Here is a 26,274-nt window from a genome sequence, read left to right as displayed (position 1 = left end):
CCGATTAAGGGGATATTTTTTACATATATTGATATGGGTCTGTATGTGTTGTAGACGCGACAATCTGACCGTCAAATTGTTGTGAAATCCATTGATTGAGGAGCTTAACAAGCCCTTCTTTCATTACATGCTCACTATAATGATTGATGTCTAATAAATTCATACCTGCAATTTTAGCGTCTAATGCATCATGATGTTTAATATCGCCTGTTAAGAAAATGTCAGCACCTTGCTTCATTGCTGTCATTTCGTATCCGATACCAGAGCCACCTATTAACGCAACCGTCTCAATCTGAGCGTGTGGATTACCGATAAAACGAACACTCGGCATATCCAACTGTGTCTTAACGTGCGCAACAAATTGTGCAACAGTCATTGATTGCGGCAATTGTCCGATCATGCCTAAACCGCGTTGGATGTCTTTTTGTAATGGAATAAAGTCATAAACGGGTGTTTCATAAGGATGATATTGTTGAATTAACTGTTCTGCTAATTTTCGTTGTGTGCCGTCAATCATAAATTCAATTTTCACTTCATCCACTGTTTCAATTGTGCCGACTTCACCGATATGTGGTTGTGCATCGCCGACAGGTTTGAACTGCCCTTTACCACGCGTGTTGAAAAATGCGTGTTCATAGTTTCCTTCTGTCGCGAGCCCCTGTTCTGATAATCGAAGCTTAAACGCATCCGCATCTGCTTCGGGAATATAAACTTGAACTTTGTAGTAGTCTGTCGTTTCAGGCATTAGGATACGACACGATTCAAGTCCTAGACAATCAGCAAGCATTGCGTTAACCCCTTGTGGATGTACATCCAAATTCGTATGCATAGCGATTAGATTCATATTGTTTTGAATCAATTTATAAATAATGTTGCCATAACCTTCATCGGCTGTAATCGCGCGCATCCCTTTAAAAATGAGTGGATGATGTGCAACGATGGTGTTACACCCTTTTTCAATCGCTTCATCAACGACCTCCGCCGTACAATCGAGCGCCGTCATAATGCCTGAAATATCTGACGTTCGATCACCGACAAGTAAGCCAACATTATCCCACGATTCAGCACTATCAAAAGGGACGTTGTCATTTAAAATAGATAGAAATGTGCTTAATTTCATTGATTTAACACCTCTTTGATTTCATTTTCTTGTCTCGTAATTTCATCATATCGCGCTTGATGACGAACCGGATCTAATTGTTCCTTAATATCATGTAAAGCTTCAATTTCACGCGTCCATTTTTCTACAAACAGTTCTGAAGGATTCGGGTGTAAAAACGGGCCGAATTTCAAATCTCGTGCTGATAAAGTCATTGTACCTGGGTCAGCAACAATAATTTCATAAATGTGTGCGCGCTCTTTAATTAATGTTTCAGTGACAATCTGATAGCCATTAGCCTGTAAAAATCGACGAATCGGTTCAGATTGAATATTGGATTGCAGGATGAGTCTTGGGCGATATGGAATGTGTTCAAAGCCCTGTGTTAAGATTTTCGCAATAAGCGGTCCGCCCATTCCACAAATAGTGACAGTGTCTACATGATCATCTTCTGGATTTAGAATCGTTAAGCCATCGCCTAGACGAATATCAATTTGGTTATGGTAACCATGTCTTTGCACGCTGTTAACCGCAGATTGATATGGACCCGGAATCACTTCACCTGCGATGGCTGATTTGATTTGCCCTTGTTCAAGACTGTACATTGGTAAAAAGGCATGGTCTGAGCCAATGTCAGCTAGACTATCTCCTATAATATATTCACTCACTTTTTGTAAACGTCGATTAATTGGTATCATTCTCGTGACTCCTTTAATTATACAACTCTAATTTCTTAATCTATTATACAGATTTTTATTTTTTAAGACTATGACTATTGTTGACATGATAAAAAGACGGGAATAACAGCCACATTTTCAAAATGGGTTATCTTCCCGTCTATGCATAAATTCAATTTATGATGGAACTAAAGTATTAGTCCATAAAGTCTTTAAGTCGTTTACTGCGACTTGGGTGTCTTAACTTACGAAGCGCTTTTGCCTCGATTTGTCGAATACGTTCTCTTGTTACACCGAACACTTTACCGACTTCTTCAAGCGTGCGTGTACGTCCATCATCTAAACCGAAACGTAAGCGCAATACATTTTCTTCACGGTCTGTTAATGTGTCTAAAACATCTTCTAACTGCTCTTTTAATAACTCGTATGCCGCATGATCAGAAGGGCTTTGTGCCTCTTGGTCCTCAATAAAGTCACCTAAATGGCTGTCATCTTCTTCTCCGATAGGTGTTTCTAATGATACAGGCTCTTGTGCGATTTTTAAGATTTCGCGTACTTTTTCAGGTGGTAAATCCATTTCTTCCCCGATTTCTTCTGGTAATGGATCACGGCCTAGATCTTGTAGTAATTGACGTTGAACACGGATGAGCTTATTGATTGTTTCGACCATGTGCACTGGAATACGAATTGTACGTGCTTGGTCAGCAATGGCACGTGTAATGGCTTGACGAATCCACCATGTTGCGTATGTTGAGAACTTGAACCCTTTGCTGAAGTCGAACTTTTCAACGGCTTTAATTAAGCCCATATTTCCTTCTTGGATAAGGTCTAAGAACAACATACCACGACCAACGTAACGTTTTGCGATACTTACAACAAGACGTAAATTGGCTTCAGCAAGACGGGCTTTCGCTACTTCATCACCTTGTTCAATTCGCTTAGCAAGTTCAATCTCTTCTTGCGCGCTTAATAAGTTCACACGTCCGATTTCTTTTAAGTACATACGAACAGGGTCGTTAATTTTAACGCCTGGAGGTGCACTCAAGTCGTTCGGGTTGAGCTTTTCGTCAGTATCTGTGCTATCTTTTTCATTAACAAGTTGGATGTCATTGTCATTGATCATGTCGAAAAATTCGTCCATTTGATCAGAATCCATCTCAAAATTTTGCAGTTTTTCTGCTACCTCTTCATGGCTTAAATGACCCTCTTTTTTCCCCTTTTCAATCAATTGCTTCTTCACATCTTCAATTGTGAGTGTCGGATCGATTGTTTCTTTTTTGATTACTTTTACTTGGTTGTCAGACATAAAAAGGCCTCCCGAAATTAATCTTTACTTCTTAATAGCTCTCTTTTTTTATTTACAATCTGTTCTAAATAATATTTTTGTGCGTCACTATCCCCAATACGAATGGCTTCATTTAATCGTGCTTGTAATGTTTCTATAGATTCTGATGCACGATTGGACGTCATCACTGAAATGTAGTCCAGCATTTCATGTTCGTAGGGACTATAGTTCAGTGGATAATCTACGAGCTGAATAAGTGTTTCTTTGACATCGTCCTGATTGATGTATCCTAATATATCACTGATTGTAAATTGCTCATGTTCTGCATAATATTCCTGTAAGATATTAAATATACGTTTAAAATGTTCATTTGTAAAGTCACTTTCTTCAATATCTTGATAAAAACGTAAAAATAAAGCTTTATCATTGAAAAAATGCTTCAAAACGGCGCGTTCAGCTTTTTCATTTTTCGATAATCTAATAGGTTGTACAACTTGTTGCACGTTCGGTACGTGTTGTTGATAATTCGTTTGTGGATGACGTTGTTCTACTTCATGTAATAGACTATCTGGCTGTACTTTAAACACGTGAGCGGCTTCTTGTACAACTTTTTGTCGTAAAATTTGTGATTGTATCAATGCGGCATCTTCAATAAACACTTTGTAATGTTGTTCATATGCAAGGTCGTTATTTTGTATCTCTTGTTGATGCTGCTTCAATTTAAATGACACAAATGATTTCTTTTCATTCGCTACAAACTCTAGAAACCTTTCTGCACCGTATTTTTCAATATACTCATCCGGGTCCATATCTGTAGGCAATTGGATGACGAATACATCAAACTGTTGTTCTAACAATGCTTGTCCAGTTTTTAAAGTTGCCTGTGTACCTGCGAAGTCACCATCAAACATCATCGTAACGTTTTTACACAGTTTTTTAAGAATCGTCATATGTTCTTTAGAAATCTGTGTTCCCATACTTGCGACAACATTGCTAAGTCCTGCTTCGCTCGTTTTGATAACATCCATAAAACCTTCTAATAGAATGATTTCATCTTGTTGGCGAATACTTTTACGTGCCTTATCCAAATTATATAGCAACTTACGCTTCTGGAAGATAGGCGATTCAGAACTGTTTAAGTACTTCGGCGTTTGGTCACCATGGTATGCACGCCCCGAATATCCGATCACACGACCTTGTGCATTCGGCAATGGGAAAATAATACGGTCACGAAATCTATCATAATAATTAAACGTAGATTCGTTTCTCGACAAAATCCCCGCTTCGTAGCCCAATGCTAAGTCATAGCCTTTTTTCTCCATATAATCTGTTGCAAAGTTGGCTGCATTAGGGGCATAGCCGATTTTACGCTGGTCAATCATCTCATCGGTAAACCCACGTTGATAAAGATAGTTTAAAGCAACTTCCCCTTCAACCGTCTTTTTCAACAAATAATGGTAATAATCGAGCAATTCTTCGTGCATCTGAATCATCATTAGGTCATCAGAAGCAATATCTTGTGTCGGTGCAGTATGTTCCGTCTGTACCTTGATATTCGCTCTTTCACCGAGATGTTTTACCGCTTCAGCAAATGACACTTTTTCAATTTCTTGAATGAATTGAAAAACATTGCCCCCTTTTTTACAGCCAAAACAGTGACAGATTTGTTTATCTTCTGACACTGTAAATGAAGGTGTTTTCTCATCATGAAAAGGACACAAACCGATATAATTGCGTCCTCTTTTTTCTAATTTCACATATTCGCTGACAACATCTAATATGTCAGTATTTTGTTTTATTTCATCAATTGTTGTTTGTGGTATTCTCACACACATCACCTATTAATTTGTCTTCTACAATGCATTGCTAAACATCTGAATGACTTTAGAATAACGTCACTATTATACTATTTTTTAATTTAAAATGGAATCTTTATGCTCGATAATTTGAATGATGTTATTGGCAGTTTCTTCAATTGCTTTTTCAGAAACATCTAGCACTGGGCAGCCGATTTTTTCAACAATACGATTGAAATAGTCGAGTTCTTCTTCAATGCGTTTGTCATTAGCATATCGTGCTGAATCCGATAATCCGAGTTGTTTTAAACGCTCTTTACGAATGGCATTTAATTTTTCAGGACTAATTTTAAGCGCAACACATTTTTTTGGGTCGATTTCAAATAACATATCAGGTGGTGATACTTCAGGAACGATTGGTACGTTCATCACTTTGTAGCGTTTGTGCGCCAAATATTGAGAAATCGGTGTTTTTGATGTGCGTGATACACCAATTAACACGATATCCGCTTTCGGAAGCCCTTTTGGATCTTTACCGTCATCGTATTTTACTGCAAACTCCATTGCTTCGATTTTTTTGAAGTAGTCTTCATCGAGCTTATGAACGATACCTGGTTCATTTAACGGTGCTTGTTGGAATACATGTTCCATCGTTTGCATAATTGGTCCCATAATATCGACCGATTTAATATTATGTTCAACAATGAGTCCTTCCATATATTCACGAATTTCGGGTTTTACGAGTGTATAAATGACAATGCTGTCACATTCTTTTGCCATTGCGATGACTTCATCAATGTTTTGTTTCGTTTCAATATATGGGTAGCGCATTATTTCAGAAGTTACTTCACAATTATTAAATTGCGACATACACGCCTTTGCGACAAGTTCAGCTGTTTCACCAACTGAGTCTGATGCGATGATAATTTTTGTATTAGCCATTGTTGATTGCCTCCTACTGATCAAATAATGATACGAATAATTTTGTAATTGTCGTTTTTGATATTCGGCCAGTTACTTCATAATTGCCATTTTCTTTTTCTTTAACAATTGGAATAGAGTCTATCTCTTTATCAATCATTTGTTTTGCTGCATAAAGCACATAGTCGTTTTCTTTCAGCAATACGATGTTCGGCATGCGTGTCATAATAATATTCACCGGCATATTGTGAATATCTTGCCCTGCCATTGATGCGCGTAATAAGTCTTTACGAGAAACAACACCTACGAGCTCATTGTCCGCATTTACAATAAATAGTGTGCCAACATCTTCAATGAATATAGCACAAATAGCATCATAAACTGTCACATCACTTTTTAAAATAACAGGATGTGATTGATAATCTTTTACAATTTGATTTTTAAGTGGTTCTGTTAACAGCTGTGCGCGTGATTTACCTGAATAAAAGTAACCTACGCGTGGTCGTGCTTCTAAAAATCCTGACATGGTTAAAATTGCTAAGTCAGGTCTTAATGTTGCACGTGTCAAGTTGAGTTGTTCAGCAATTTTCTCACCCGTAATAGGTCCCGATGATTTTACGATTTCTATAATTTTTTCTTGTCGTTGATTGAGTTCGATGATCATCTCTGACTATTTAAAACCGTTACAAGGTTATGCTCATTAAATAGCAGAATTGCCTCCTTTTCTAAATATTAGCATCATATTTATTGATATTCTTTATTGTATTAACGTCTAAAGACTGCACTTCATATAATTTGTGGCAATGATTTATAATATAAACACTATTATAGCTTGTAATTTATTGTTATACAATTATGTTTTCACTTGCCTTTCTACCATTGATAGCATAAAATATTGATTAAAGCGAGTTAAGGACAGTGAAAGCTTAACACATTTAATTGGCATACAACTTAAATGAACTAAAGCGAGTGGCGACACTAATTTGGGTGGAACCGCGGATTACAATGTTAATTCGTCCCAAGGTTAAGAATTTATTTCTTTGCCTTGGGGCTTTTTATTTTGAAGGAGTGAACAGCAATGGAAAAAAATATGGATACAATTGTTCAATTGGCGAAACACAGAGGATTCGTCTTCCCAGGTAGTGAAATCTACGGTGGTCTTGCAAACACATGGGATTACGGTCCGCTAGGTGTTGAATTAAAAAATAACATCAAAAAAGCATGGTGGAAAAAATTCATCACGCAATCCCCTTATAACGTTGGTTTAGATGCTGCCATCTTAATGAACCCTAAAACATGGGAAGCGTCAGGTCACATTGGTAACTTCAATGACCCAATGATCGACAACAAAGATAGTAAAATTCGTTACCGTGCAGACAAATTAATTGAAGATTATATGGCGAATGTTAAAGGCGACGAAAACTTCATTGCTGACGGTATGAGTTTTGAAGAAATGAAACGTGTCATTGACGAAGAAGGTATCACTTGCCCAGTCAGCGGTACAGCAAACTGGACAGACATTCGTCAATTCAACTTAATGTTCAAAACATTCCAAGGTGTTACTGAAGATTCTACAAACGAAATCTTCATGCGTCCTGAGACAGCACAAGGTATTTTCGTAAACTATAAAAACGTACAACGTTCAATGAGAAAGAAATTGCCATTTGGTATCGGTCAAATCGGTAAATCTTTCCGTAACGAAATTACACCAGGTAACTTTATCTTCCGTACACGTGAATTCGAACAAATGGAACTTGAATTCTTCTGTAAACCAGGTACTGAAATCGAATGGCAAAACTACTGGAAAGAATTTGCAGCGAAATGGTTAAAAGACTTAGGTTTAAATGATGAAAACCTCCGTTTACGTGATCATGACGAAGATGAGTTATCACACTACTCTAACGCAACAACAGATATCGAATTCCGCTTCCCATTCGGTTGGGGTGAGCTATGGGGTATCGCAAGTCGTACAGACTATGACTTAAAACAACATAGTGAACATTCTGGTGATGACTTCAGATACCACGATCCAGAAACTAACGAAAAATACATTCCATATTGTATTGAACCATCACTTGGTGCAGACCGTGTGACGTTAGCATTCTTATGTGATGCATACGATGAAGAAGGTGTTGAAGGTAGCAAAGACGCACGTACAGTATTACACTTCCACCCTGCCATCGCACCATACAAAGCAGCAATTTTACCATTAAGCAAGAAATTGTCTGCAGATGCCATTAAAGTATACGAGCAATTGAGCGAAGAATTCGTTGTAGACTTTGATGAGTCACAATCAATCGGTAAACGTTACCGTCGTCAAGATGAAATCGGTACACCATACTGTATAACGTTTGACTTCGATTCACTTGAAGACCAACAAGTGACAGTACGTCATCGTGACACAATGGAACAAGTGCGTATGCCAATTAGCGAATTAAATGCATTCTTAGCAGAAAAAGTAAAATTCTAAATTAACTTAATTAAAAAGCATTGCATTTTATGTTCACCATAAAACTGCAATGCTTTTTGCTTGTTATTCGAACGACGCATTGAAACGACGCAATTGGTTTATCATGCGCTGACTTTTAAAATACATCCCCGCATATTCTTTATAAATCATTAAAATAAACTGTGACATTTCTTCAATAATGTCTTCATGAATTGAAAGGCTATTAATTTTAGATAATGGCAGTTGTTTCAGTATCGCCATTAAATAGAGTGCTTTGTTCGACAACGGCATTAAATGGGAATCTAGGTGCGCCGCTGTTTTAGAAATGACACCATCATATTTAAAACTATACCCGACAAATTCACCAGGTTCATCCGTGTTTTTAACCGCACAATGCGTCAAGTTAATGTCAAAACCATAATACGTGATGCATTTTAACATGACGATATTTGCGACGAGTTGTGCTGAAACGCCCGCATCAATTTGCGTAAGTGCAAACGTTAATAACGCATACATCTGTGGGTCAACTTTATCGGCATCAAAAGCACCGTCAATCGTCTCTAAACACAACGTCGCATAACTATTTGTAAATAAGTCGATACGCAAATCGTAATGGCTATTGATGACATCTACTGACGTTAACGTCCCCATGCCGCGCCACTTGTTGTATATAAACAAACCTTCCACAAATAACTGCGTCGATGCTTGTAATCCCGATTTGGCCTTTTTAGCACGTCTTACCATCAACGGAATTTTCGCCCCGTGTTCATTCAGTACAGTAATGATTTTATCCGATTCGCCATAATCAACCGTCTTAATAATAATCCCTTTTTGTTTGACGAGCATTTATCGCCCCACCTTGTTACCTATTCGTCTTCAACATAGCCCATTTGTTTAATAAAATGAGATTTGTTACGCCAGTCTTTTTGAACTTTCACCCATAAATCAAGATACACTTTTGAACCGAGCAAATGTTCAATATCTAATCGTGCACGTTTACCGATTTCTTTCAGTTTTTTACCACCCTTACCGATAACGATGCCTTTTTGTGAATCACGTTCAACGTAAATCACCGCTTCAACTCTTACACGATCCTCAGACTCTTGAACCATACGTTCAACGTTAACGCCAATTGAGTGTGGAATTTCTTCAGATGTTGTTTGTAAGATTTTTTCACGGATTAACTCGCTTACAACGAATTGTTCAGGGTGATCTGAAATTTGACCGTCTGGATAGTATTGTGGTCCTTCAGGCAGGTAACTTTTCAGTACGTTAAGAAAATGATCAACGTTATGACCTTCCAACGCAGAAATCGGAATAATTTCTGCAAATGACATATACGCTTGATATTGCTCGATTTTAGGCATTAAGTCATCAGGATGTACTAAGTCGATTTTGTTCAACACTAAGAAGACAGGTGTTTTGACCGTCTTAAGCATTTCCATAATGTACTGATCGCCTCGACCAATCTCCTCATTCGCATTAACCATAAACATAACCGCATCAATTTCAGATAGCGTATTTTTCGCTACTTTCATCATGTAGTCACCTAGTTTATGTTTTGGTTTATGAATACCGGGTGTATCCAAGAAAATAATTTGGGCATCATCTTGCGTCATAACACCTTGTATTTTATTGCGTGTCGTCTGTGCTTTATCCGACATAATCGCAATTTTATGGCCAATCACTCTATTTACAAAAGTTGATTTCCCAACGTTTGGGCGGCCAATAATCGTAACAAATCCCGATTTATATTCATTCATTAGTTATTTAAATCCTTTCCTGAAAATCCAAGTGGTAATAATTCTGCAACCGTTCGTTCTTTCATTTCGCCTTTATGGTTCGTCATATAAACAGGCATATCATCATCACATAATTCTTTCAACACCTGACGACATGTGCCACATGGTGAAGAAACTTCATCGCTATCGACCGTTACTGTGATTGATTCAAAGTCGCCCGGACGATAACCTTGTGACATCGCCGCAACAAGCGCTGAACGTTCTGCACAAATTGTCGCTGGATACGCTGCGTTTTCAATATTTGCACCGTAAAAAGTTTTACCATCTTTCGTTAAAAGGTACGCGCCCACTTTGAATTCGCTGTATGGTGCGTAGGCATTTTGTTGTGCTTTTCTTACTTCTTCAAAATGTTTGTCTGTGTATGACATAAGCGTCATCTCCTCAAAATAATTTTGGTAAAAATATGATAGCGCCAATGATTAATGCAAAAATCGAAGCAAGCAGTACACTAAAGGCAGCAATATCTTTGGCGCGTTTTGCATCGATATGATAGTCAGTCGTAACCAAATCAACCGCATACTCAATGGCTGTATTGAGCGCTTCAGTTAACCAAACAATGAAAATAGCCGTAATGATAAACAGCCATTCTAGTAAGCTAATATGGCATGCAAATCCAAGTACAATCGCAACACCACCCGCTATCAAATGCATCAAAAAATTATGATCCTTCGTTAACAGTGTCCAGCCACCTTCGAACGCATGCTTGAATCGTGCAATCATGCGTCTCTCGTTAAGCCAAATGCTGTTAGGATAGCGTCTTGGCGTCCAAACATTTCTTTTTCATCTGCTTCGGTCATATGATCATAGCCGAGTAAATGTAAAAAACCGTGCAGTGCGAGAAAGCCTAATTCACGCTCAAAAGAATGATTGTATTGTTCAGCTTGGTCTTTAGCTACATCTGTACAAATAATAATATCACCTAAGACGCGTGGAATATCTGCACCTTCAAATACATCCTCTTCTTCTTCAAACGCAAACGAAATAACATCTGTTACTTTATCTTTATCTCGATAATCACGATTGATTTCTTGAATTTCTGTCTTATCTACAAAACTAACGGATAGCTCAGCTGCTTCCTCAATACCTTCTTGCTGTTTCGCAAATGTAAGCAAGCGCTCAATCTGGTCAATCCATGCTTGTTCTACTAATTCGGTATGATCATTAAAATCAATAGTGAACATGTTATTCCTCCTCATATCGTGTAATAATGCGGCCAACGAGTGGATGACGTACCACATCTGCCTGGTCAAGGTGCTGTATGCTTAACCCTTTAAGTCCTTTTAGACGTTGCTCTGCCTCTACAAGCCCACTTTTTACGCCTTTCGGTAAGTCGATTTGTGTTTTATCACCCGTTACGACCATTTTAGAGCCGAAACCTAAACGTGTTAAAAACATCTTCATCTGTGCTTGCGTTGTATTTTGTGCCTCATCCAGTATGACGAATGCATCATCCAATGTACGTCCGCGCATGTACGCAAGTGGTGCAATTTCAATGACGCCACGTTCGATAAAACGCGTCGTTTGTTCCACGCCTAATACTGTGTGCAACCCATCGTATAATGGACGTAAATACGGATCGACCTTTTCTTTCAAGTCACCTGGTAAAAAACCGAGCGATTCCCCTGCTTCCACAGCTGGTCGTGTTAATACAATGCGTTTAACTTGTCCTGCACGTAATGCTTTCGCAGCATAAACAACTGCTAAAAATGTCTTCCCTGTCCCAGCTGGTCCGATACCAAATACAAGGTCATGTTGTTTCATCGCATGTATATACATACGTTGCCCCATTGTTTTTGGTCGTATCGTTTTACCATATGCATCTTTCGTAATTGCTTCATCATATAAATCGATTAAATGTTCGATCGTTCCGTTTTTCGCCATTTTAATCGCTGCTTGTACATCTTTAACAGCAATGTTTTCACCTTTCTCGATGACTTTTAATAAGTTGCGTAATACTGACTCAGCTGCTGTGACATCTGTAACTTTTTGTCCTTTCACTGCAACTTCTTGTCCACGCGCATGAATGATAACCCCGAATGCATTTTCAACAAGCGCAATATGTTCGTCATTATTGCCTAACAACGCTTGTGCTTGGTGGATATCATCTATCTGAATAATTTCAGGCATACAGTCGCTCCTTTACTTCATTGTTAACTTTAATCTATCAAAAATCAGAGATCAGATACAATTAAAATCCTTTCACACTTGCCTATATTATACCATGATTTTAGCGTTTCGTGAGTGGGACAGTGTCTCATTTATCACAAAGATTCCGATGTTCTCCTAGAGTAGTAAAATAGCTTACGAGTCCGTATTTCACTTCAGTCAACGCTACCGCCTACCAATGCTTAGCCCCTGCAATAACGAAAAAGCGAGCTGATTCGACTTTGTGTGTCGTTTCAACTCGCTATCTTAATTTATAGTTGTTTCGGTTTGTTTAAAATCTCAGACCAAATCATACCATTGACGACTTCATTGTCTGAAAAAGTCATCCCTTTTGAAGACGTTGCCTTTACGTTCGTTGCATCCGTTAGTGCCTTCAACTTAATCTGCTTCGTACGATTCGATAAATACTGATCTTCAATAATCATCTTCGCACGGCGTTCAATATGCGCTAATTGTTTTTGACGCTCACGGTGTAACTCATGATCCAGTTGATTCATACGCTCACTAACCATATCATTCAGACGCTGACGTTCTTGCGCTTCATCATTACGTCTCATAGATGATTGGGCTGGTTCAGGCTTAGCCTCCGTACGCATTGTCTGAGGGCGTTCAACACGTGTCGTCGCTTGTCTTTCTTCGCGGAACGGTTTTTGTGGTGTTTCTGGCTCAGTCTTTTCAGGTTCAGACAATGTCTGTTCCATTTCGGAAAGCGCCTCTTGCACCTTTTCGAAAAACCCCTTTTCAGCGGGTTCTACTGGCTTTTGTGGACGAGGTGGTTGCTGTTTTTGACGTTTTTCATGTTGTTTATCTCCTAATGCACTAAAAATTGAAATCGCAATTGTGATTAGAAAGATAATGAAACCCATACTCATAAAATCACCTCATTTATTGATCAGATGGTGTGTTATTTTGTTCTTGAGAATGTTTGTTAATCGCTTCTCTCATACCTGTATCTGCTTCAATATTTTTTAAGTTGTAATATTCTTTGACGCTGATATTACCTGAGCGAAGTGCTTCTGCCATCGCAAGTGGTACTTCTGCTTCAGCTTCTACAACTTTCGCATGCATTTCTTGAACACGTGCTTTCATTTCTTGTTCTTGTGCAACAGCCATTGCACGACGTTCTTCAGCTTTTGCTTGTGCAATATTTTTATCAGCAATTGCTTGTTCAGTTTGTAAGTCGGCACCAATGTTTTTACTAATATCTACATCGGCAATATCAATCGACAAGATTTCAAAGGCTGTACCTGAGTCAAGACCTTTACTTAATACTGTTTTTGAAATATTGTCAGGGTTCTCAAGGACTTGTGAGTGATGTTCACTTGAACCAATTGTTGAGACAATCCCTTCACCAACACGTGCGATAATTGTATCTTCGCCTGCACCACCAACAAGTCGTGAAATGTTGGCACGCACTGTAATACGCGCTTTGGCTTTTACTTCAATCCCGTTCATCGCAACACCGGCAATAAATGGTGTTTCAATGACTTTAGGGTTAACAGACATTTGAACAGCTTCTAATACGTCACGGCCAGCAAGGTCAATCGCTGCACCACGTTCGAATGGTAAGTTAATATCTGCACGTTGCGCCGCGATATTTGCATCAACAACACGGTCAACGTTACCACCCGCTAAATAATGTGATTCTAATTGATTCGTTGTAATTTGAAGGCCTGCCTTGTGTGCTTTAATTAATGGACCAATTACTTTTCTAGGCGATACACGACGTAAACGCATACCGACAAGCGTACCAATACTTACTTTCACACCTGCTGCTAATGCGGAAATCCATAGACCAATCGGCACGAATGAAAATAAAATCATCAATGCAACGATAACGAGTACCGCTATAATAACAAGTGAAATAAATCCTGCTGTAAACATAAATTTTCCATCTCCTTCTTTATGAATTACTTAATCTTACAACAACTCTTGAGCCTTCAACTTCAATGATTTCTACTTGCGAATCCTTCAAGATAAAAGGCCCTTCAGACACAGCGTCAATGCGTTCACCATTCAATAAAATAATGCCCGCTGGACGCAAATCTGTAAGTGTTGTAGCAATCTCACCAACTAGATGAGAACGATCATTGTGGGACGTGTATCCTGATTCTTTACTCGTTGCGTCTTTTAAAACGACATTATCGAATAAAGCAATCGTCTTTTTAAAAATATTCACTAAAATCACCCACTCAATAATTGTTAAAATTGATGCGATTAAAACATTCAACAACATCATTGGCAAATTATCGCCAATTGTAACTAAACTAAAAATAATGAGCCCCATTCCAATCAGACCAAGGACGGCACCAACAACAAACAATTCAATGATCACTAAGATAACGCCAATCATAAAAATAATCAATGATGTGGCGGATACACTGCCTTGTACAATAAATCCTAAAAAAAGTAATAGCAAGGCAATAAGCGATAATACGCCGGCAAAGTTGAATCGTTTAGAATAAAGTTGGTAAACAAATCCTAAGAATAACACACACGTGAGTAACATCGATATCGCCGGTGATGTCAGCCATACACCAATATCTTGTAAACTTTCTTGAAATGAAATTGCACCACTATTCAACAACGTATGTAAACTCATCTCTGTTCAAATTCACCTCACTCCCTTTCTTTAGTATACATGAATTTTTAGAGTACTTATAGTGATTGTGTCATTCTTGTGTCTCAAAACGCAAAGAAACCTCAAATGCCCAGCCGAAGCCAAACATCTGAGGTTTCTCATATATCATTAATTTTGAATGTTGAGGGAGTTCAACACGTTAATGATTATCTGAATTTACGCTTACGAGCAGCTTCAGATTTTTTCTTACGTTTTACGCTTGGTTTTTCATAGAATTCGCGTTTACGAACTTCTTGAATTGTACCGCTTTTTGACACTGAGCGCTTAAAACGACGTAATGCATCTTCTAGTGATTCGTTTTTACGGACTACTGTTTTAGACATCTGTATTTCCCTCCCTCCAAATATCAAAAAAACTTTTTTCATATTTACATAGTAACTCACCATGTATAAATTAGTATAAAATAAATCTGATTCTCGGTCAATCGACAAATTTACATTTTTATGGATAACAACCAATTTTTCTTATAAAAAAATTAAAATTCTACGCTAACATTTCAAATTCCGATTGATTATTTGCATGTTCAACTGTTCTTAAAAATGTACCGTAGTTAATTGGGTAGCCTACTTGGTTAATTTTTACTTTGCAGATTTCACCAATTAATGATGCATCGCCTTCAAATTCAACCTTCATGTAGTTATCCGCATATCCAACAAGAACACCATCTTTGGCACTCTTTTCTTCTGGAATTACTTCTAACACATCGTTTTCAAATTGAGACGCATACGTTTTCGCAAGTTGATCACTTAATTCAATCAATTTGTGCACACGTTCGTTTTTAACTTCTTCATCAATTTGGTCATCCATACGTGCTGCAGGTGTACCAATTCTTGGTGAATATGGGAACACGTGTAACTCTGAAAATTGATGTTCAACGATAAAATCGTATGTTTCTTGGAATTCTGCTTCTGTTTCACCAGGGAATCCAACGATAACATCACTTGTTACTGCAAGGCCAGGTAACGCTGCATGTAACTTCTTAATACGTTCAGAGAAGTGTGCCATTGAATATTTACGACGCATACGTTTTAAAACGCTATCTGAACCAGATTGTAGTGGAATGTGCAAGTGACGGACTACTTTTGTTGATTGTTGTAACACATCGATAACTTCATCTGTTAACTGGCTTGCTTCGATTGATGAAATACGAATACGTTCAAGACCATCGACTGTTTCAAGGTCACGTAAAAGTTGTGCCAAGTTGTAATCTTTTAAGTCTTGTCCGTAACCACCTGTGTGGATACCTGTTAACACAATCTCTTTGTAACCAGATTGAACGAGTTGTGTTGCTTGTTCTACAACTTTTTGTGGGTCGCGAGAACGCATTAAACCACGTGCCCATGGAATAATACAAAACGTACAGAAGTTGTTACAACCTTCTTGAATTTTAAGTGATGCACGTGTTCTATCTGTGAAATATGGCACGTCCAACTCTTCATAAGTACGGTTTTTCATAATGTTGCTCACACCGTTAATCGGTTGACGCTCTTGTTGATATTCATCGATATAAGATAAGAGCTTGTGACGATCTTGTGTGCCGACAACAATGTCTACACCAGGAATCTCCATGATTTCAGCAGAAGATGTTTGTGCATAACAACCTGTTACACATACAACGGCTTCAGGATTTTGTCTGATAGCTCTGCGAATCACTTGGCGACTTTTTTTATCGCCTGTATTGGTAACTGTACACGTGTTAATGACGAAAACATCTGCATTTTGTTCGAAATCAACACGCTCGTAATCAGCTTCTTTAAATAATTGCCAAATTGCTTCAGTTTCATAATGGTTTACTTTACACCCTAACGTATGAAAGGCAACTGTTGACATGACTTCACCTCATTAATTCTATTTCGTAACTAATGGCACTTAACGCATAGAGCGGTGCCGTTTCAGCACGAAGAATACGCTGTCCTAAACCAACAATACTTGCATGTGTTTCGAACAATGCGACTTCTTCTTCGCTAAATCCACCTTCTGGACCGACTAAAAGTAGCACTTTATTGTTAGGTTGGAGCTGTGAAAGCATCTCTTTAAACTTTGATGTCTCTCCTTCTTTTGCCTGTTCTTCGTATGCCATTAGAATATAATCATATTTATCAATCATATCATATACATATTTTAAATTCGAGTAATATTTTATATTCGGTATTTGTTGTCGATAGCTCTGTTCAGCAGCTTCTTTAATAATTTTTTCCCAGCGTTCTAATTTCTTAGGCGCTTTTTGGTCATTCAACTTAACGACCGAACGCCCCATTTGAACTGCGATAAAATCATGTGCCCCTAATTCCGTTGCTTTTTGTAACATCCATTCATATTTATCTGCTTTAATCAATCCGCTCGCAACAGTCACAGCAACCGGCAATTCTGTTTGAATATCAAGTTTTTCTACCGTTTCAACTTCTACAGCTTTTTGATCGGCGTTCATGATTTCAGCTTTAAAGGTTTGCATATCATTAAAGTTAATAATAATATGGTCTCCTACTACATAACGCATGACCTTTAACATATGATGAATATCGTCTTTATTCGTGATAAAAAAACGCTGATGTAACTCAGCGTTTTCATTTAAAAAGTAGCGTTGCATTATTTAACCACCTTCTGTCCAGTGATACACACCCAACCGTCAACATGTTGGACATCTATAATTTCGTAACCAACTGCTTTCATTTGTGATTGAATAGACGCGCTTTTTTCTTCAATAATACCTGAAGTAATAAAGTAACCTGATGGATTAAGTCTGTTGTAACTATCCTCAATCATCAATTCAATAATATGCGGTAAAATATTTGCGATAACCACGTCGTATTGTGCCGTCTCATTCATTAATAAATTACCTGTTGCTGTTTCAATCGCCTGATCACAGTTATTTTTTTCAAAGTTGTCTTTTGCCACTTTAACAGCCATTTCATCCAGATCAATCGCTTTAACTGATTTGGCACCCATTAAGTGTGAAGCGATGCTCAAAATACCCGAACCTGTACCAACATCAATCACAGCATGCTCAGGTTTTACTGTGCGTTCAATTGCTCTTAAACACATACTTGTTGTTGGATGATCACCTGTTCCAAAAGCCATACCCGGATCAAGTTCGATATATAAGAAACCATCATCTTGTGCGACTTCTTCCCAACTAGGTACGATGAAAAACTTATCAGATGCTTGGAATGGATGGTAATAATTTTTCCATTCATTTTCCCAGTCTGCCTCAGCAATCACTTTCGTTGAGACGTTTAATATTGTCGAGTCAATATCTTCAATCGCTTCTAAGCGTTCAGTTAATCGGCGAGTGAAGTTATCATCCACTTGCATTTCCGTATAATAACCTTTAATAATCATGTGACTTTCAGGATAATCTGAAGGGTTCAAATCAAATATTTCGCCATATTTGTCTTCTCTTTCCTTCACAACTTCATTTGAATCTTCAATTGCGACACCGTTTGAGCCGAATTCTTGTAACAAGTTCGATACAATTGATTCAGCTTCTGCATTTACAGTTACAGATAATTCTATCCAGTTCATAGTCCTAATCTCCCTTGAAGAAACGACGTGCTTTGTCTTTGAAGTTGCTTGGCTGTTCGTTAATGTCATCGCCACTTTCTTCAGCAAAAGCTTTTAATAGTTCTTTTTGACGTTCCGTTAATTTAGTTGGTGTGACAACTTTAATGTTAACGAATAAGTCACCATAACCATATCCATGAACATTTTTAACACCTTTGCCTTTTAAGCGGAATTGCTTGCCAGATTGTGTACCAGCTGGCACCGTTAACATCACACTACCATTTAATGTAGGGATTTTGATTTCGTCCCCAAGTGCCGCTTGCGCAAAGCTAATAGAATGTTGATATAAGATGTCATCGCCTTCACGAGTAAATTTGTCAGAAGGTTTTACGCGGAAGATGACATATAAGTCACCCGCTGGCCCACCATTTTCACCAGGTGAACCTTGGCCAGAAAGACGGATTTGTTGGTCGTTATCAACACCTTCAGGCACAGTTACTTCTAACTTAACATTTTTAACTTCAGTGCCTTTACCGTGACATGTTGGACATGGTTCTTCAAATTCTTGGCCAGAACCGTTACATTCAGGACATACTTGTTGTGTGCGTACACGACCTAAAATGGTGTTTTGTTCTACTGACACATGACCTGCCCCATTACAGTAGCTACATGTATGCTTTTTCGTACCAGGTTTTGCCCCTTCACCATCACATGTATGACATACTACCTCTTTGCGGACTGAAATTTCTTTTTTCGTACCAAATACAGCTTCTTCAAATGAAACAGTCATCGTGTATTGTAGATCATCACCTTTACGTGGCGCATTCGGATCTCTTTGACGTTGTGCACCGCCGAAGAATGAACTGAAAATATCTTCGAAGCCACCGCCGCCGAATCCTGAGAAGTCTTGACCGCCAAAGCCGCCTTGACCGAAACCACCTTGTGCACCGGCATGACCGAATTGATCATAGTTAGCACGCTTGTTTTCATCACTTAGCACTTCATAGGCTTCACTGATTTCTTTAAATTTTTCATCTGCGCCTTCTTCTTTATTAATATCTGGATGATACTTTTTTGATAATTTGCGGTAGGCACGCTTAATTTCATCTTTAGAAGCACTTTTCGAAATACCAAGGACTTCATAATAGTCTCTTTTTGCCAATGCAATCTCTCCTTTAGTTTGTTATTGAGTATTTTAAAGTAAAAGGGGCTGGGACGATGATTGTCCTAGCCCCTTTGAGCGACTGCTTACAGTCAATCTATTTTATACGATACATTATTTTTGATCGTCATCTTTAACTTCTTTGAACTCAGCATCTTCAACTGTATCATCTTGTTGAGCTGCGCCACCTTGAGCTTGTTGCGCTTGTGCTGCTTGTTCATACATCTTCATTGAAAGTTGTTGAATCACTTGTTCAAGTGCTTCTTTTTTCTCTTTGATTGCATCGATGGCGTTACCTTCAAGTGCAGATTTCAATGCTTCTTTTTTCTCTTCAGCATCTTTTTTGTCGTCTTCAGATACGTTGTCGCCTAAGTCTGTTAATGTTTTGTCGACTTGGAATACAAGCTGATCTGCTTCGTTACGTAAGTCTACTTCTTCACGACGTTTTTTGTCTGCTTCAGCATTTTGTTCCGCATCTTTCACCATACGATCGATTTCTTCGTCTGAAAGTGATGATGAAGATTCAATTGTAATTTTTTGTTCTTTGTTTGTACCTAAATCTTTTGCTGTAACGTTAACAATACCGTTTTTGTCGATATCGAATGTTACTTCGATTTGAGGTACACCACGTGGTGCTGGTGGAATGTCTGTTAATTGGAAACGACCAAGTGTTTTGTTGTCTGAAGCCATTGGACGTTCACCTTGTAATACGTGAATATCTACAGATGGTTGGTTATCTGCCGCTGTTGAGTATACTTGTGATTTTGAAGTAGGGATTGTTGTGTTACGTTCGATTAACGTATTCATACGACCACCCATGATTTCAATACCTAAAGATAAAGGTGTTACATCAAGTAATACAACGTCTTTAACGTCACCAGTAATAACGCCACCTTGGATAGCTGCACCCATAGCTACAACTTCGTCAGGGTTTACACCTTTGTTTGGCTCTTTACCAATTTCTTTTTTGATTGCTTCTTGTACAGCTGGAATACGTGTAGAACCACCAACTAAGATAACTTCATCAATGTCAGCATTTGATAAGCCAGCGTCTTTCATTGCTTGACGTGTTGGTGCCATTGTTTTTTGTACAAGATGATCTGCTAATTCTTCAAATTTTGCACGTGTTAAAGTCATTTCTAAGTGTAATGGACCTGCAGCACCTGCTGAGATAAATGGTAATGAGATTTGTGTTGAAGATACACCTGATAAGTCTTTTTTCGCTTTTTCAGCTGCGTCTTTCAAACGTTGTAATGCCATTTTATCTTGTGATAAGTCTACGCCATTTTCAGCTTTGAATTCTTGTACTAAGTAATCGATAATTACTTGGTCAAAGTCATCGCCACCTAATTTGTTGTCACCAGCAGTTGCTAATACTTCGAATACACCGTCACCTAATTCAAGGATTGATACGTCGAAAGTACCGCCACCAAGGTCGAATACTAATACTTTTTCTTCTTTGTCTGTTTTATCTAAACCGTATGCTAATGCAGCTGCTGTTGGTTCATTAATAATACGTTCAACTTCTAAACCAGCGATTCTACCAGCGTCTTTTGTTGCTTGACGTTCGCTGTCGTTGAAGTATGCAGGTACAGTGATAACTGCTTTTTCAACTTTTTCACCTAAGTAGCTTTCAGCTGTATTTTTTAAGTTTTGTAAGATCATTGCTGAGATTTCTTGTGGTGTATAATCTTTACCTTCAATATTTTCTTTATGGTCAGTACCCATAAAACGTTTAATAGATTGAATAGTGTTTGGGTTTGTGATGGCTTGACGTTTCGCCACTTCACCTACTTGTGTTTCACCATTTTTAAAAGCAACAACAGATGGTGTCGTTCTTGCACCTTCTGGGTTTTGAATTACTTTAGGCTCGTCGCCTTCTAATACAGATACACAAGAGTTTGTTGTTCCTAAGTCAATACCAATTACTTTACTCATATTCAAATTCCTCCTAATTTACAAACAATGTTATTTTACATAAATGATTGTTTTTCGTCAAAAATTATTGATTTACTTTAACCATTGACGCGCGTAATACGCGCTCTTTTAATTTATAGCCAGATTGTAGCTCTTCTGTAATCGCACCTGATTCAAAATCTGGATTGTCATCTTGAATCACAGCTTGGTGGAAGTTCGGATCGAATTGTTCACCTTTCGCTTGGATGCGTTCTAAGCCGTTATCTTCAAGTGCTTTAATAAGGCTGTCATAAACCATTTGTACACCTTTTTTCAATGATACAAATGACTCATCGTCACCTTCTATTTGTAATGCACGTTCAATATTATCAAGTGTTGGTAATACATCCGTTAACACTTGTTGCGCGCGATATGTTTTTTGAATATCTGCTTCATTTTGAATTCGGCGCTTATAATTTTCAAATTCTGCATATAATCTTAAATATTTTTCTTCTGCTGCATCGACTTCAGATTGCAAAGCTTCTAACTGTTGCTCTACCGTTGGCTCACTGTTATCGTCAGCCTCAGTTGTTGTTTCTTCTTCTACAACTTCTTCAGTAGCAGTTTCTTCAGATTCAACAGCCTGTTCAGCTGTTTCCTCTTGCATCTCTTCTTCACGTAATTCTTTATCTTCCGTCATTTCCAAACCTCCATAACACTTATAAAAAGCGTGATTGAATTGTTATTATCTCGTTTGACTAAGCAATTGTATCACATTTTGATAACGCATTGCTGTTGGACCTACTATCGCAATATGACCTTCTAACTCACGCGTTAAAGCATACGGTCTTGTAATGATAGCAATGCCTTGTAAATTGTGGTCTATCTCAGAGCCTATACTTATATGAATTGGTGCATCTGATACTTGATTGACAAGGTGTGTAATGCGGTCAGATTCGATATATTTCAGTATCGGTTGAATAGACGCGACCGTACTTTCATTCAAACGCTCTATTAATTGATGTTTACCACCTAAATAGATACGCGATGTTTCCGATTCTAAATGTTTTTTAATTAGATAATACACTTGCAGCAATACCGTTACTTCTGAATCGCTAAATCCCATCAGTCGATACGCATCTATGTGTTGTTGATTGCCATCATTGAGAAATGATTCAATGTTTTTGGACATGAAGTTAGATAATTTAATCACTGTCATATCATCAAGATCAAGTGATGATGACAAATGCAAATGTTTCACATGTCCCGTTTGATGAATCAATACAACAATGAGATGTTTTGCGTTCACCTTCATGAGATGGACATCAATAATAGATGATTTTGTATGGTCTGGGCCTACAACAATCGTCGTATAATGTGATTGATCAGAAAACAATTGTGCCAAGCGATCTAATGTTGTGGAAATATCGTAATGATTTTCACTAAACAATGTGCTTAGGTTTAGTTTACTTTGATGTCCTTCCACATTTGGCTGTTGTAATAATTGATTCACATAAAGTCGAAAGCCTGCTTCAGATGGAATGCGTCCCGAAGAAGAATGCGTCTTTTCAATGAGATGCTGTTCTTCTAATGACTTCATTTCATTTCGAATCGTTGCTGGGCTCACGTTGACATTATGACGTTTGATCAATGTGGATGAACCAATGGGTTGGCCTAATTCAACATAATCTTCAACAATTGCATTTAAAATACTTATTTGCCTTTGAGTAATCATGTTTCCACCTCATTAGCACTCATTTATCTCAAGTGCTAATTATAATTTATCAAATTGGTCAAAGAAAGTCAACGTTAAAGCACTCAATTTTTGACTTTCGTTTTTTATTTGATAAATGCTTCGAACACATAGTTGCCAATCACGCGTCCCTCTTCAGTTAATGCCACATGTGTCGGTGTATTATAAATTAGCTTTTTCGCTTCAAGGTTTTGTAATTCATCACGATAATAGTCGTCGAGCACTTGACCAAACTTCTCTTCAAATCGCAATTTGTTTACGCCTTCGTTCATACGCAAACCTAAAAACATCTCTTCCTCGATTTTTTCGTTTAGAGTTAAGGTCTCTTCTGTGCGAATCGGTCGTTTGCCTGCTTTTACTTGTTCAATGTAATGGTTGACTGGGTTCGTATTAGAATACCTCACACCCTCTACATAACCGCTTGCCCCTGCACCAAAACCATAATAACTTTCATTTTTCCAATACACTTTATTATGTGCAGACGCATGTCCTTCTTTTGCAAAGTTAGAAATTTCATATTGTTGCAGGCCATGCTGTGCTAATTTATCAATCATAAAATGATACATCTCAGCACCAAGGTCTTCATTCGGCATGTTTAGTTTGCCTTTTTGGTATAAGTTATAGAATTGCGTTTGTTTTTCAAGAATCAAGCCATAGCTCGAAATATGGTCAACGTCTAATGACAATGCTTCTGTAAGACTTTCATCAAATTGTTGCATAGTTTGACCTGGCAATTGATACATCAAGTCGAGACTAATAGAAGGAATGCCATATTTACGTGCATTGCGAACGGCTGAATAAATATCGGCACGTTGGTGGCTACGTCCTAACACTTTAAGTAATTCTTCATCAAACGTTTGAACACCTAAAGACAATCGATTGACACCGTATTTTTTTAAAAGTGCTACTTTCTCTTCCGTTAATTCATCAGGATTCGCTTCAAATGTATATTCACCACTAATATTAAATTGCTTATTGATAGCGGATAACAAACGTTCGAGTTGGTCTACTGTTAAAGCAGTTGGCGTCCCACCACCAACGAACATAGTTGTTAAGTTGGTTTCTTTCGCCCAAGACATTTCTTCAATTAAACATGTTAAATAGTCATCAACCGGCTGATGTTGAATGAAATATTTATTAAAATCACAATAGGTACAAATTTTCACACAAAATGGAATGTGAATATAGGCACTCTTCACTTTTTGCATATTCATCGCTCCTACGAAAGAAACTCCCAAGTCACACCGGCAAACAAGTGATTGGGAGCTTACTATTATTATTCATCGTCCATTTTTAAAACGGCTAAGAAAGCATCTTGTGGAATTTCAACGCTTCCGACTGCTTTCATCTTAGCTTTACCTGCTTTTTGTTTTTCAAGTAATTTACGTTTACGGCTGACGTCCCCACCGTAACATTTAGAAAGTACATTTTTACCCATAGACTTGATATTTGTACGTGCCACAATTTTATGACCAATCGCTGCTTGGACAGGCACTTCAAATTGTTGTCTTGGAATTAATGTTTTCAGCTTTTCAACAAGGACTTTACCACGTTCGTATGCGAAGTCACGATGTACGATAAAGCTAAGCGCATCGACTTTGTCACCGTTTAGTAGAATATCCATCTTAACAAGGTTACTTTCTTTGTTTTCGATGAATTCATAGTCGAATGACGCATAACCTTTCGTATTTGACTTAAGTTGGTCAAAGAAATCAAACACAACTTCAGATAGCGGTAACTCATAAACAATACTTACACGAATGTCATCTAAGTAGTCCATCGTAATAAATTGACCACGTTTACGTTGACATAGCTCCATTACAGCACCGACATAATCATTTGGTACCATCATTGTTGCACGAACATATGGTTCAAAAACTTTATCAATTTGGTCACGATCTGGCATTTGTGCAGGGTTATCGACTTTGATAGACTCACCATTTCTTAAAATAACTGTATAAATAACAGATGGCGCCGTCGCAATCAATTCAATACCGAATTCACGTTCAATACGCTCTTGAATAATTTCCATGTGGAGCATACCTAAGAAGCCTGTACGGTATCCGAAACCAAGTGCTTTAGAAGACTCTGGTTCAAATTCAAGAGATGCATCATTCAACTGTAACTTTTCCAATGCTTCTCGTAAGTCATTATAGTCTTTGTTATCAATTGGGAAGAGACCACAGTATACCATTGGGTTCATCTTCTTATAACCTTGTAATGGTTCGCTTGCAGGATTATCTTCGTGTGTAATCGTATCACCCACACGAGAATCATCTACGTTTTTAATGCTTGCGATAATGTAACCTACATCACCTACAGTTAATTCATCGACTGGTAATTGTTTTGGTGTGTTAATACCGACTTCTGTTACTTCAAAGCTTTTACCAGTTGCCATCATTTTAATACGGTCGCCAGCTTTTACGACACCATCAACAACACGAATTGATGACACAACACCACGATACGGGTCATATTCTGAGTCGAATATTAAAGCTTTTAGTGGTGCAGCAGGGTCGCCGTCTGGTGCAGGTACGATTTCTACAATCTTCTCTAAAATCTCATCAATACCAATATTTGATTTGGCACTCGCTAATACCGCATCATCTTTATCTAAACCGATGACATCTTCCACTTCTTGTTTTACACGTTCTGGCTCAGCAGCAGGCAAGTCAATTTTATTGATAACTGGAATCAATTCAAGATCATTGTCTAATGCTAAATAAACATTTGCTAAAGTTTGCGCTTCAATACCTTGTGCAGCATCTACTACGAGAATTGCCCCTTCACATGCTGCTAAAGAACGCGAAACTTCATATGTAAAGTCGACGTGTCCAGGTGTATCGATTAAATGAAACGTATACGTCTCTCCGTCTTTAGCCTCATATTTCAAACGAACTGCGTTTAACTTGATAGTAATACCACGTTCACGCTCTAAATCCATCGAATCTAAAAGCTGTGCTTGCATTTCACGTGATTCTACTGACTTGGTGTTTTCTAAAATTCGATCCGCTAATGTTGACTTACCGTGGTCAATGTGCGCGATGATCGAGAAGTTTCTAATATTTTTACGTCTATTTAAACGCTCATAATTGTTCATAACATCCTACTCACTTTCATAAGATT

26 protein-coding genes are annotated in these 26,274 nt (G+C 38.0%); 1 reads left to right on the top strand and 25 read right to left on the bottom strand.

The genetic code is table 11. The features are described from left to right. Positions 1 to 19 precede the first annotated feature (19 nt). From CD122_RS03870 to ccpN, 6 genes are all read right to left on the bottom strand, one after another. Positions 20 to 1,120 carry a Nif3-like dinuclear metal center hexameric protein gene (locus CD122_RS03870; protein WP_103357691.1) on the bottom strand — a complete coding sequence of 367 codons (1,101 nt, stop codon included), beginning with the start codon at positions 1,118 to 1,120 and terminating at the stop codon, positions 20 to 22. Beyond that, complete coding sequence (locus CD122_RS03865) at positions 1,117 to 1,797, bottom strand: tRNA (adenine(22)-N(1))-methyltransferase (RefSeq protein WP_103357690.1); 681 nt, start codon at positions 1,795 to 1,797, stop codon at positions 1,117 to 1,119. Before CD122_RS03865 ends, CD122_RS03870 begins: the two co-directional genes overlap by 4 nt. A 175-nt stretch (positions 1,798 to 1,972) precedes the next feature. After that, a complete protein-coding gene (gene rpoD, locus CD122_RS03860; protein ID WP_103357689.1) occupies positions 1,973 to 3,082 on the bottom strand; it encodes an RNA polymerase sigma factor RpoD in 1,110 nt (369 codons plus the stop codon). A 17-nt stretch (positions 3,083 to 3,099) separates the two neighbouring features. Continuing rightward, positions 3,100 to 4,890: a DNA primase gene (dnaG, locus tag CD122_RS03855; RefSeq protein WP_103357688.1), complete on the bottom strand. Its 1,791-nt coding sequence runs from the start codon at positions 4,888 to 4,890 to the stop codon at positions 3,100 to 3,102. 84 nt (positions 4,891 to 4,974) lie between these two features. Further along, positions 4,975 to 5,799, bottom strand: a complete 825-nt coding sequence (locus CD122_RS03850) for a pyruvate, water dikinase regulatory protein (protein WP_103357687.1) — start codon at positions 5,797 to 5,799, stop codon at positions 4,975 to 4,977. A 13-nt stretch (positions 5,800 to 5,812) separates the two neighbouring features. Then, positions 5,813 to 6,442, bottom strand: coding sequence for a transcriptional regulator CcpN (ccpN, locus tag CD122_RS03845; RefSeq protein WP_103357686.1), 630 nt, complete (start codon positions 6,440 to 6,442; stop codon positions 5,813 to 5,815). A 414-nt stretch (positions 6,443 to 6,856) separates the two neighbouring features. Between ccpN and CD122_RS03840 the strand changes: the two genes are divergently transcribed. Continuing rightward, entirely contained in the window at positions 6,857 to 8,248 is a 1,392-nt protein-coding gene (locus CD122_RS03840; RefSeq protein WP_103357685.1) for a glycine--tRNA ligase, read from the top strand. A gap of 63 nt (positions 8,249 to 8,311) precedes the next feature. On the opposite strand, the gene recO is transcribed toward CD122_RS03840, so the two are convergent. The 19 genes from recO to lepA all read right to left on the bottom strand — a co-directional run bounded on the left by recO (position 8,312) and on the right by lepA (position 26,248). After that, complete coding sequence (gene recO / locus CD122_RS03835; RefSeq protein ID WP_103357684.1) at positions 8,312 to 9,073, bottom strand: DNA repair protein RecO; 762 nt, start codon at positions 9,071 to 9,073, stop codon at positions 8,312 to 8,314. Positions 9,074 to 9,093: 20 nt separating this feature from the next. Further along, entirely contained in the window at positions 9,094 to 9,990 is an 897-nt protein-coding gene (gene era, locus CD122_RS03830; RefSeq protein WP_103357683.1) for a GTPase Era, read from the bottom strand. Continuing rightward, a complete protein-coding gene (cdd, locus tag CD122_RS03825) occupies positions 9,990 to 10,397 on the bottom strand; it encodes a cytidine deaminase (RefSeq protein WP_103357682.1) in 408 nt (135 codons plus the stop codon). The genes era and cdd overlap by 1 nt, the downstream gene beginning before the upstream one ends. Before the next feature lie 13 nt (positions 10,398 to 10,410). Then, complete coding sequence (locus tag CD122_RS03820; RefSeq protein WP_103357681.1) at positions 10,411 to 10,749, bottom strand: diacylglycerol kinase family protein; 339 nt, start codon at positions 10,747 to 10,749, stop codon at positions 10,411 to 10,413. Next, positions 10,746 to 11,210, bottom strand: coding sequence for an rRNA maturation RNase YbeY (gene ybeY, locus CD122_RS03815; RefSeq protein WP_103357680.1), 465 nt, complete (start codon positions 11,208 to 11,210; stop codon positions 10,746 to 10,748). Before ybeY ends, CD122_RS03820 begins: the two co-directional genes overlap by 4 nt. Before the next feature lies 1 nt (position 11,211). After that, positions 11,212 to 12,156 carry a PhoH family protein gene (locus CD122_RS03810; protein ID WP_103357679.1) on the bottom strand — a complete coding sequence of 315 codons (945 nt, stop codon included), beginning with the start codon at positions 12,154 to 12,156 and terminating at the stop codon, positions 11,212 to 11,214. Between the two features lie 290 nt (positions 12,157 to 12,446). Next, positions 12,447 to 13,067: a hypothetical protein gene (locus tag CD122_RS03805; RefSeq protein WP_103357678.1), complete on the bottom strand. Its 621-nt coding sequence runs from the start codon at positions 13,065 to 13,067 to the stop codon at positions 12,447 to 12,449. A gap of 13 nt (positions 13,068 to 13,080) precedes the next feature. After that, positions 13,081 to 14,079 carry a flotillin-like protein FloA gene (floA, locus tag CD122_RS03800; protein WP_044361126.1) on the bottom strand — a complete coding sequence of 333 codons (999 nt, stop codon included), beginning with the start codon at positions 14,077 to 14,079 and terminating at the stop codon, positions 13,081 to 13,083. A 19-nt stretch (positions 14,080 to 14,098) separates the two neighbouring features. After that, positions 14,099 to 14,797, bottom strand: coding sequence for an NfeD family protein (locus CD122_RS03795; protein WP_103357677.1), 699 nt, complete (start codon positions 14,795 to 14,797; stop codon positions 14,099 to 14,101). Between the two features lie 185 nt (positions 14,798 to 14,982). Then, positions 14,983 to 15,159, bottom strand: coding sequence for a 30S ribosomal protein S21 (gene rpsU, locus CD122_RS03790; protein ID WP_002471046.1), 177 nt, complete (start codon positions 15,157 to 15,159; stop codon positions 14,983 to 14,985). 160 nt (positions 15,160 to 15,319) lie between these two features. Next, positions 15,320 to 16,666 carry a tRNA (N(6)-L-threonylcarbamoyladenosine(37)-C(2))-methylthiotransferase MtaB gene (gene mtaB / locus CD122_RS03785; protein WP_103357676.1) on the bottom strand — a complete coding sequence of 449 codons (1,347 nt, stop codon included), beginning with the start codon at positions 16,664 to 16,666 and terminating at the stop codon, positions 15,320 to 15,322. Positions 16,667 to 16,670: 4 nt separating this feature from the next. Next, positions 16,671 to 17,423 carry a 16S rRNA (uracil(1498)-N(3))-methyltransferase gene (locus tag CD122_RS03780; protein ID WP_103357675.1) on the bottom strand — a complete coding sequence of 251 codons (753 nt, stop codon included), beginning with the start codon at positions 17,421 to 17,423 and terminating at the stop codon, positions 16,671 to 16,673. Then, positions 17,423 to 18,358 carry a 50S ribosomal protein L11 methyltransferase gene (gene prmA, locus CD122_RS03775; RefSeq protein ID WP_103357674.1) on the bottom strand — a complete coding sequence of 312 codons (936 nt, stop codon included), beginning with the start codon at positions 18,356 to 18,358 and terminating at the stop codon, positions 17,423 to 17,425. The genes CD122_RS03780 and prmA overlap by 1 nt, the downstream gene beginning before the upstream one ends. A 4-nt stretch (positions 18,359 to 18,362) precedes the next feature. Next, a complete protein-coding gene (gene dnaJ, locus CD122_RS03770; protein ID WP_103357673.1) occupies positions 18,363 to 19,499 on the bottom strand; it encodes a molecular chaperone DnaJ in 1,137 nt (378 codons plus the stop codon). A 114-nt stretch (positions 19,500 to 19,613) separates the two neighbouring features. After that, positions 19,614 to 21,437, bottom strand: a complete 1,824-nt coding sequence (gene dnaK / locus CD122_RS03765) for a molecular chaperone DnaK (RefSeq protein ID WP_103357672.1) — start codon at positions 21,435 to 21,437, stop codon at positions 19,614 to 19,616. A gap of 64 nt (positions 21,438 to 21,501) precedes the next feature. Further along, the gene (gene grpE / locus CD122_RS03760) at positions 21,502 to 22,095 is read right to left on the bottom strand and encodes a nucleotide exchange factor GrpE (RefSeq protein ID WP_103357671.1); all 594 of its coding nucleotides are present in this window, start codon (positions 22,093 to 22,095) and stop codon (positions 21,502 to 21,504) included. Between the two features lie 45 nt (positions 22,096 to 22,140). Beyond that, the gene (gene hrcA, locus CD122_RS03755) at positions 22,141 to 23,130 is read right to left on the bottom strand and encodes a heat-inducible transcriptional repressor HrcA (protein WP_103357670.1); all 990 of its coding nucleotides are present in this window, start codon (positions 23,128 to 23,130) and stop codon (positions 22,141 to 22,143) included. Positions 23,131 to 23,234: 104 nt separating this feature from the next. Further along, complete coding sequence (gene hemW / locus CD122_RS03750) at positions 23,235 to 24,356, bottom strand: radical SAM family heme chaperone HemW (RefSeq protein WP_103357669.1); 1,122 nt, start codon at positions 24,354 to 24,356, stop codon at positions 23,235 to 23,237. Between the two features lie 68 nt (positions 24,357 to 24,424). Continuing rightward, positions 24,425 to 26,248, bottom strand: coding sequence for a translation elongation factor 4 (lepA, locus tag CD122_RS03745; RefSeq protein ID WP_103357668.1), 1,824 nt, complete (start codon positions 26,246 to 26,248; stop codon positions 24,425 to 24,427). Positions 26,249 to 26,274 lie beyond the last annotated feature (26 nt).

The sequence above is a fragment of the Staphylococcus rostri genome, assembly GCF_002902145.1.
Classification (GTDB): Bacteria; Bacillota; Bacilli; order Staphylococcales; family Staphylococcaceae; genus Staphylococcus; species Staphylococcus rostri.
Note: the sequence above shows the minus strand (reverse complement) of the source record. Positions and strands in the feature narration are given on the sequence as shown.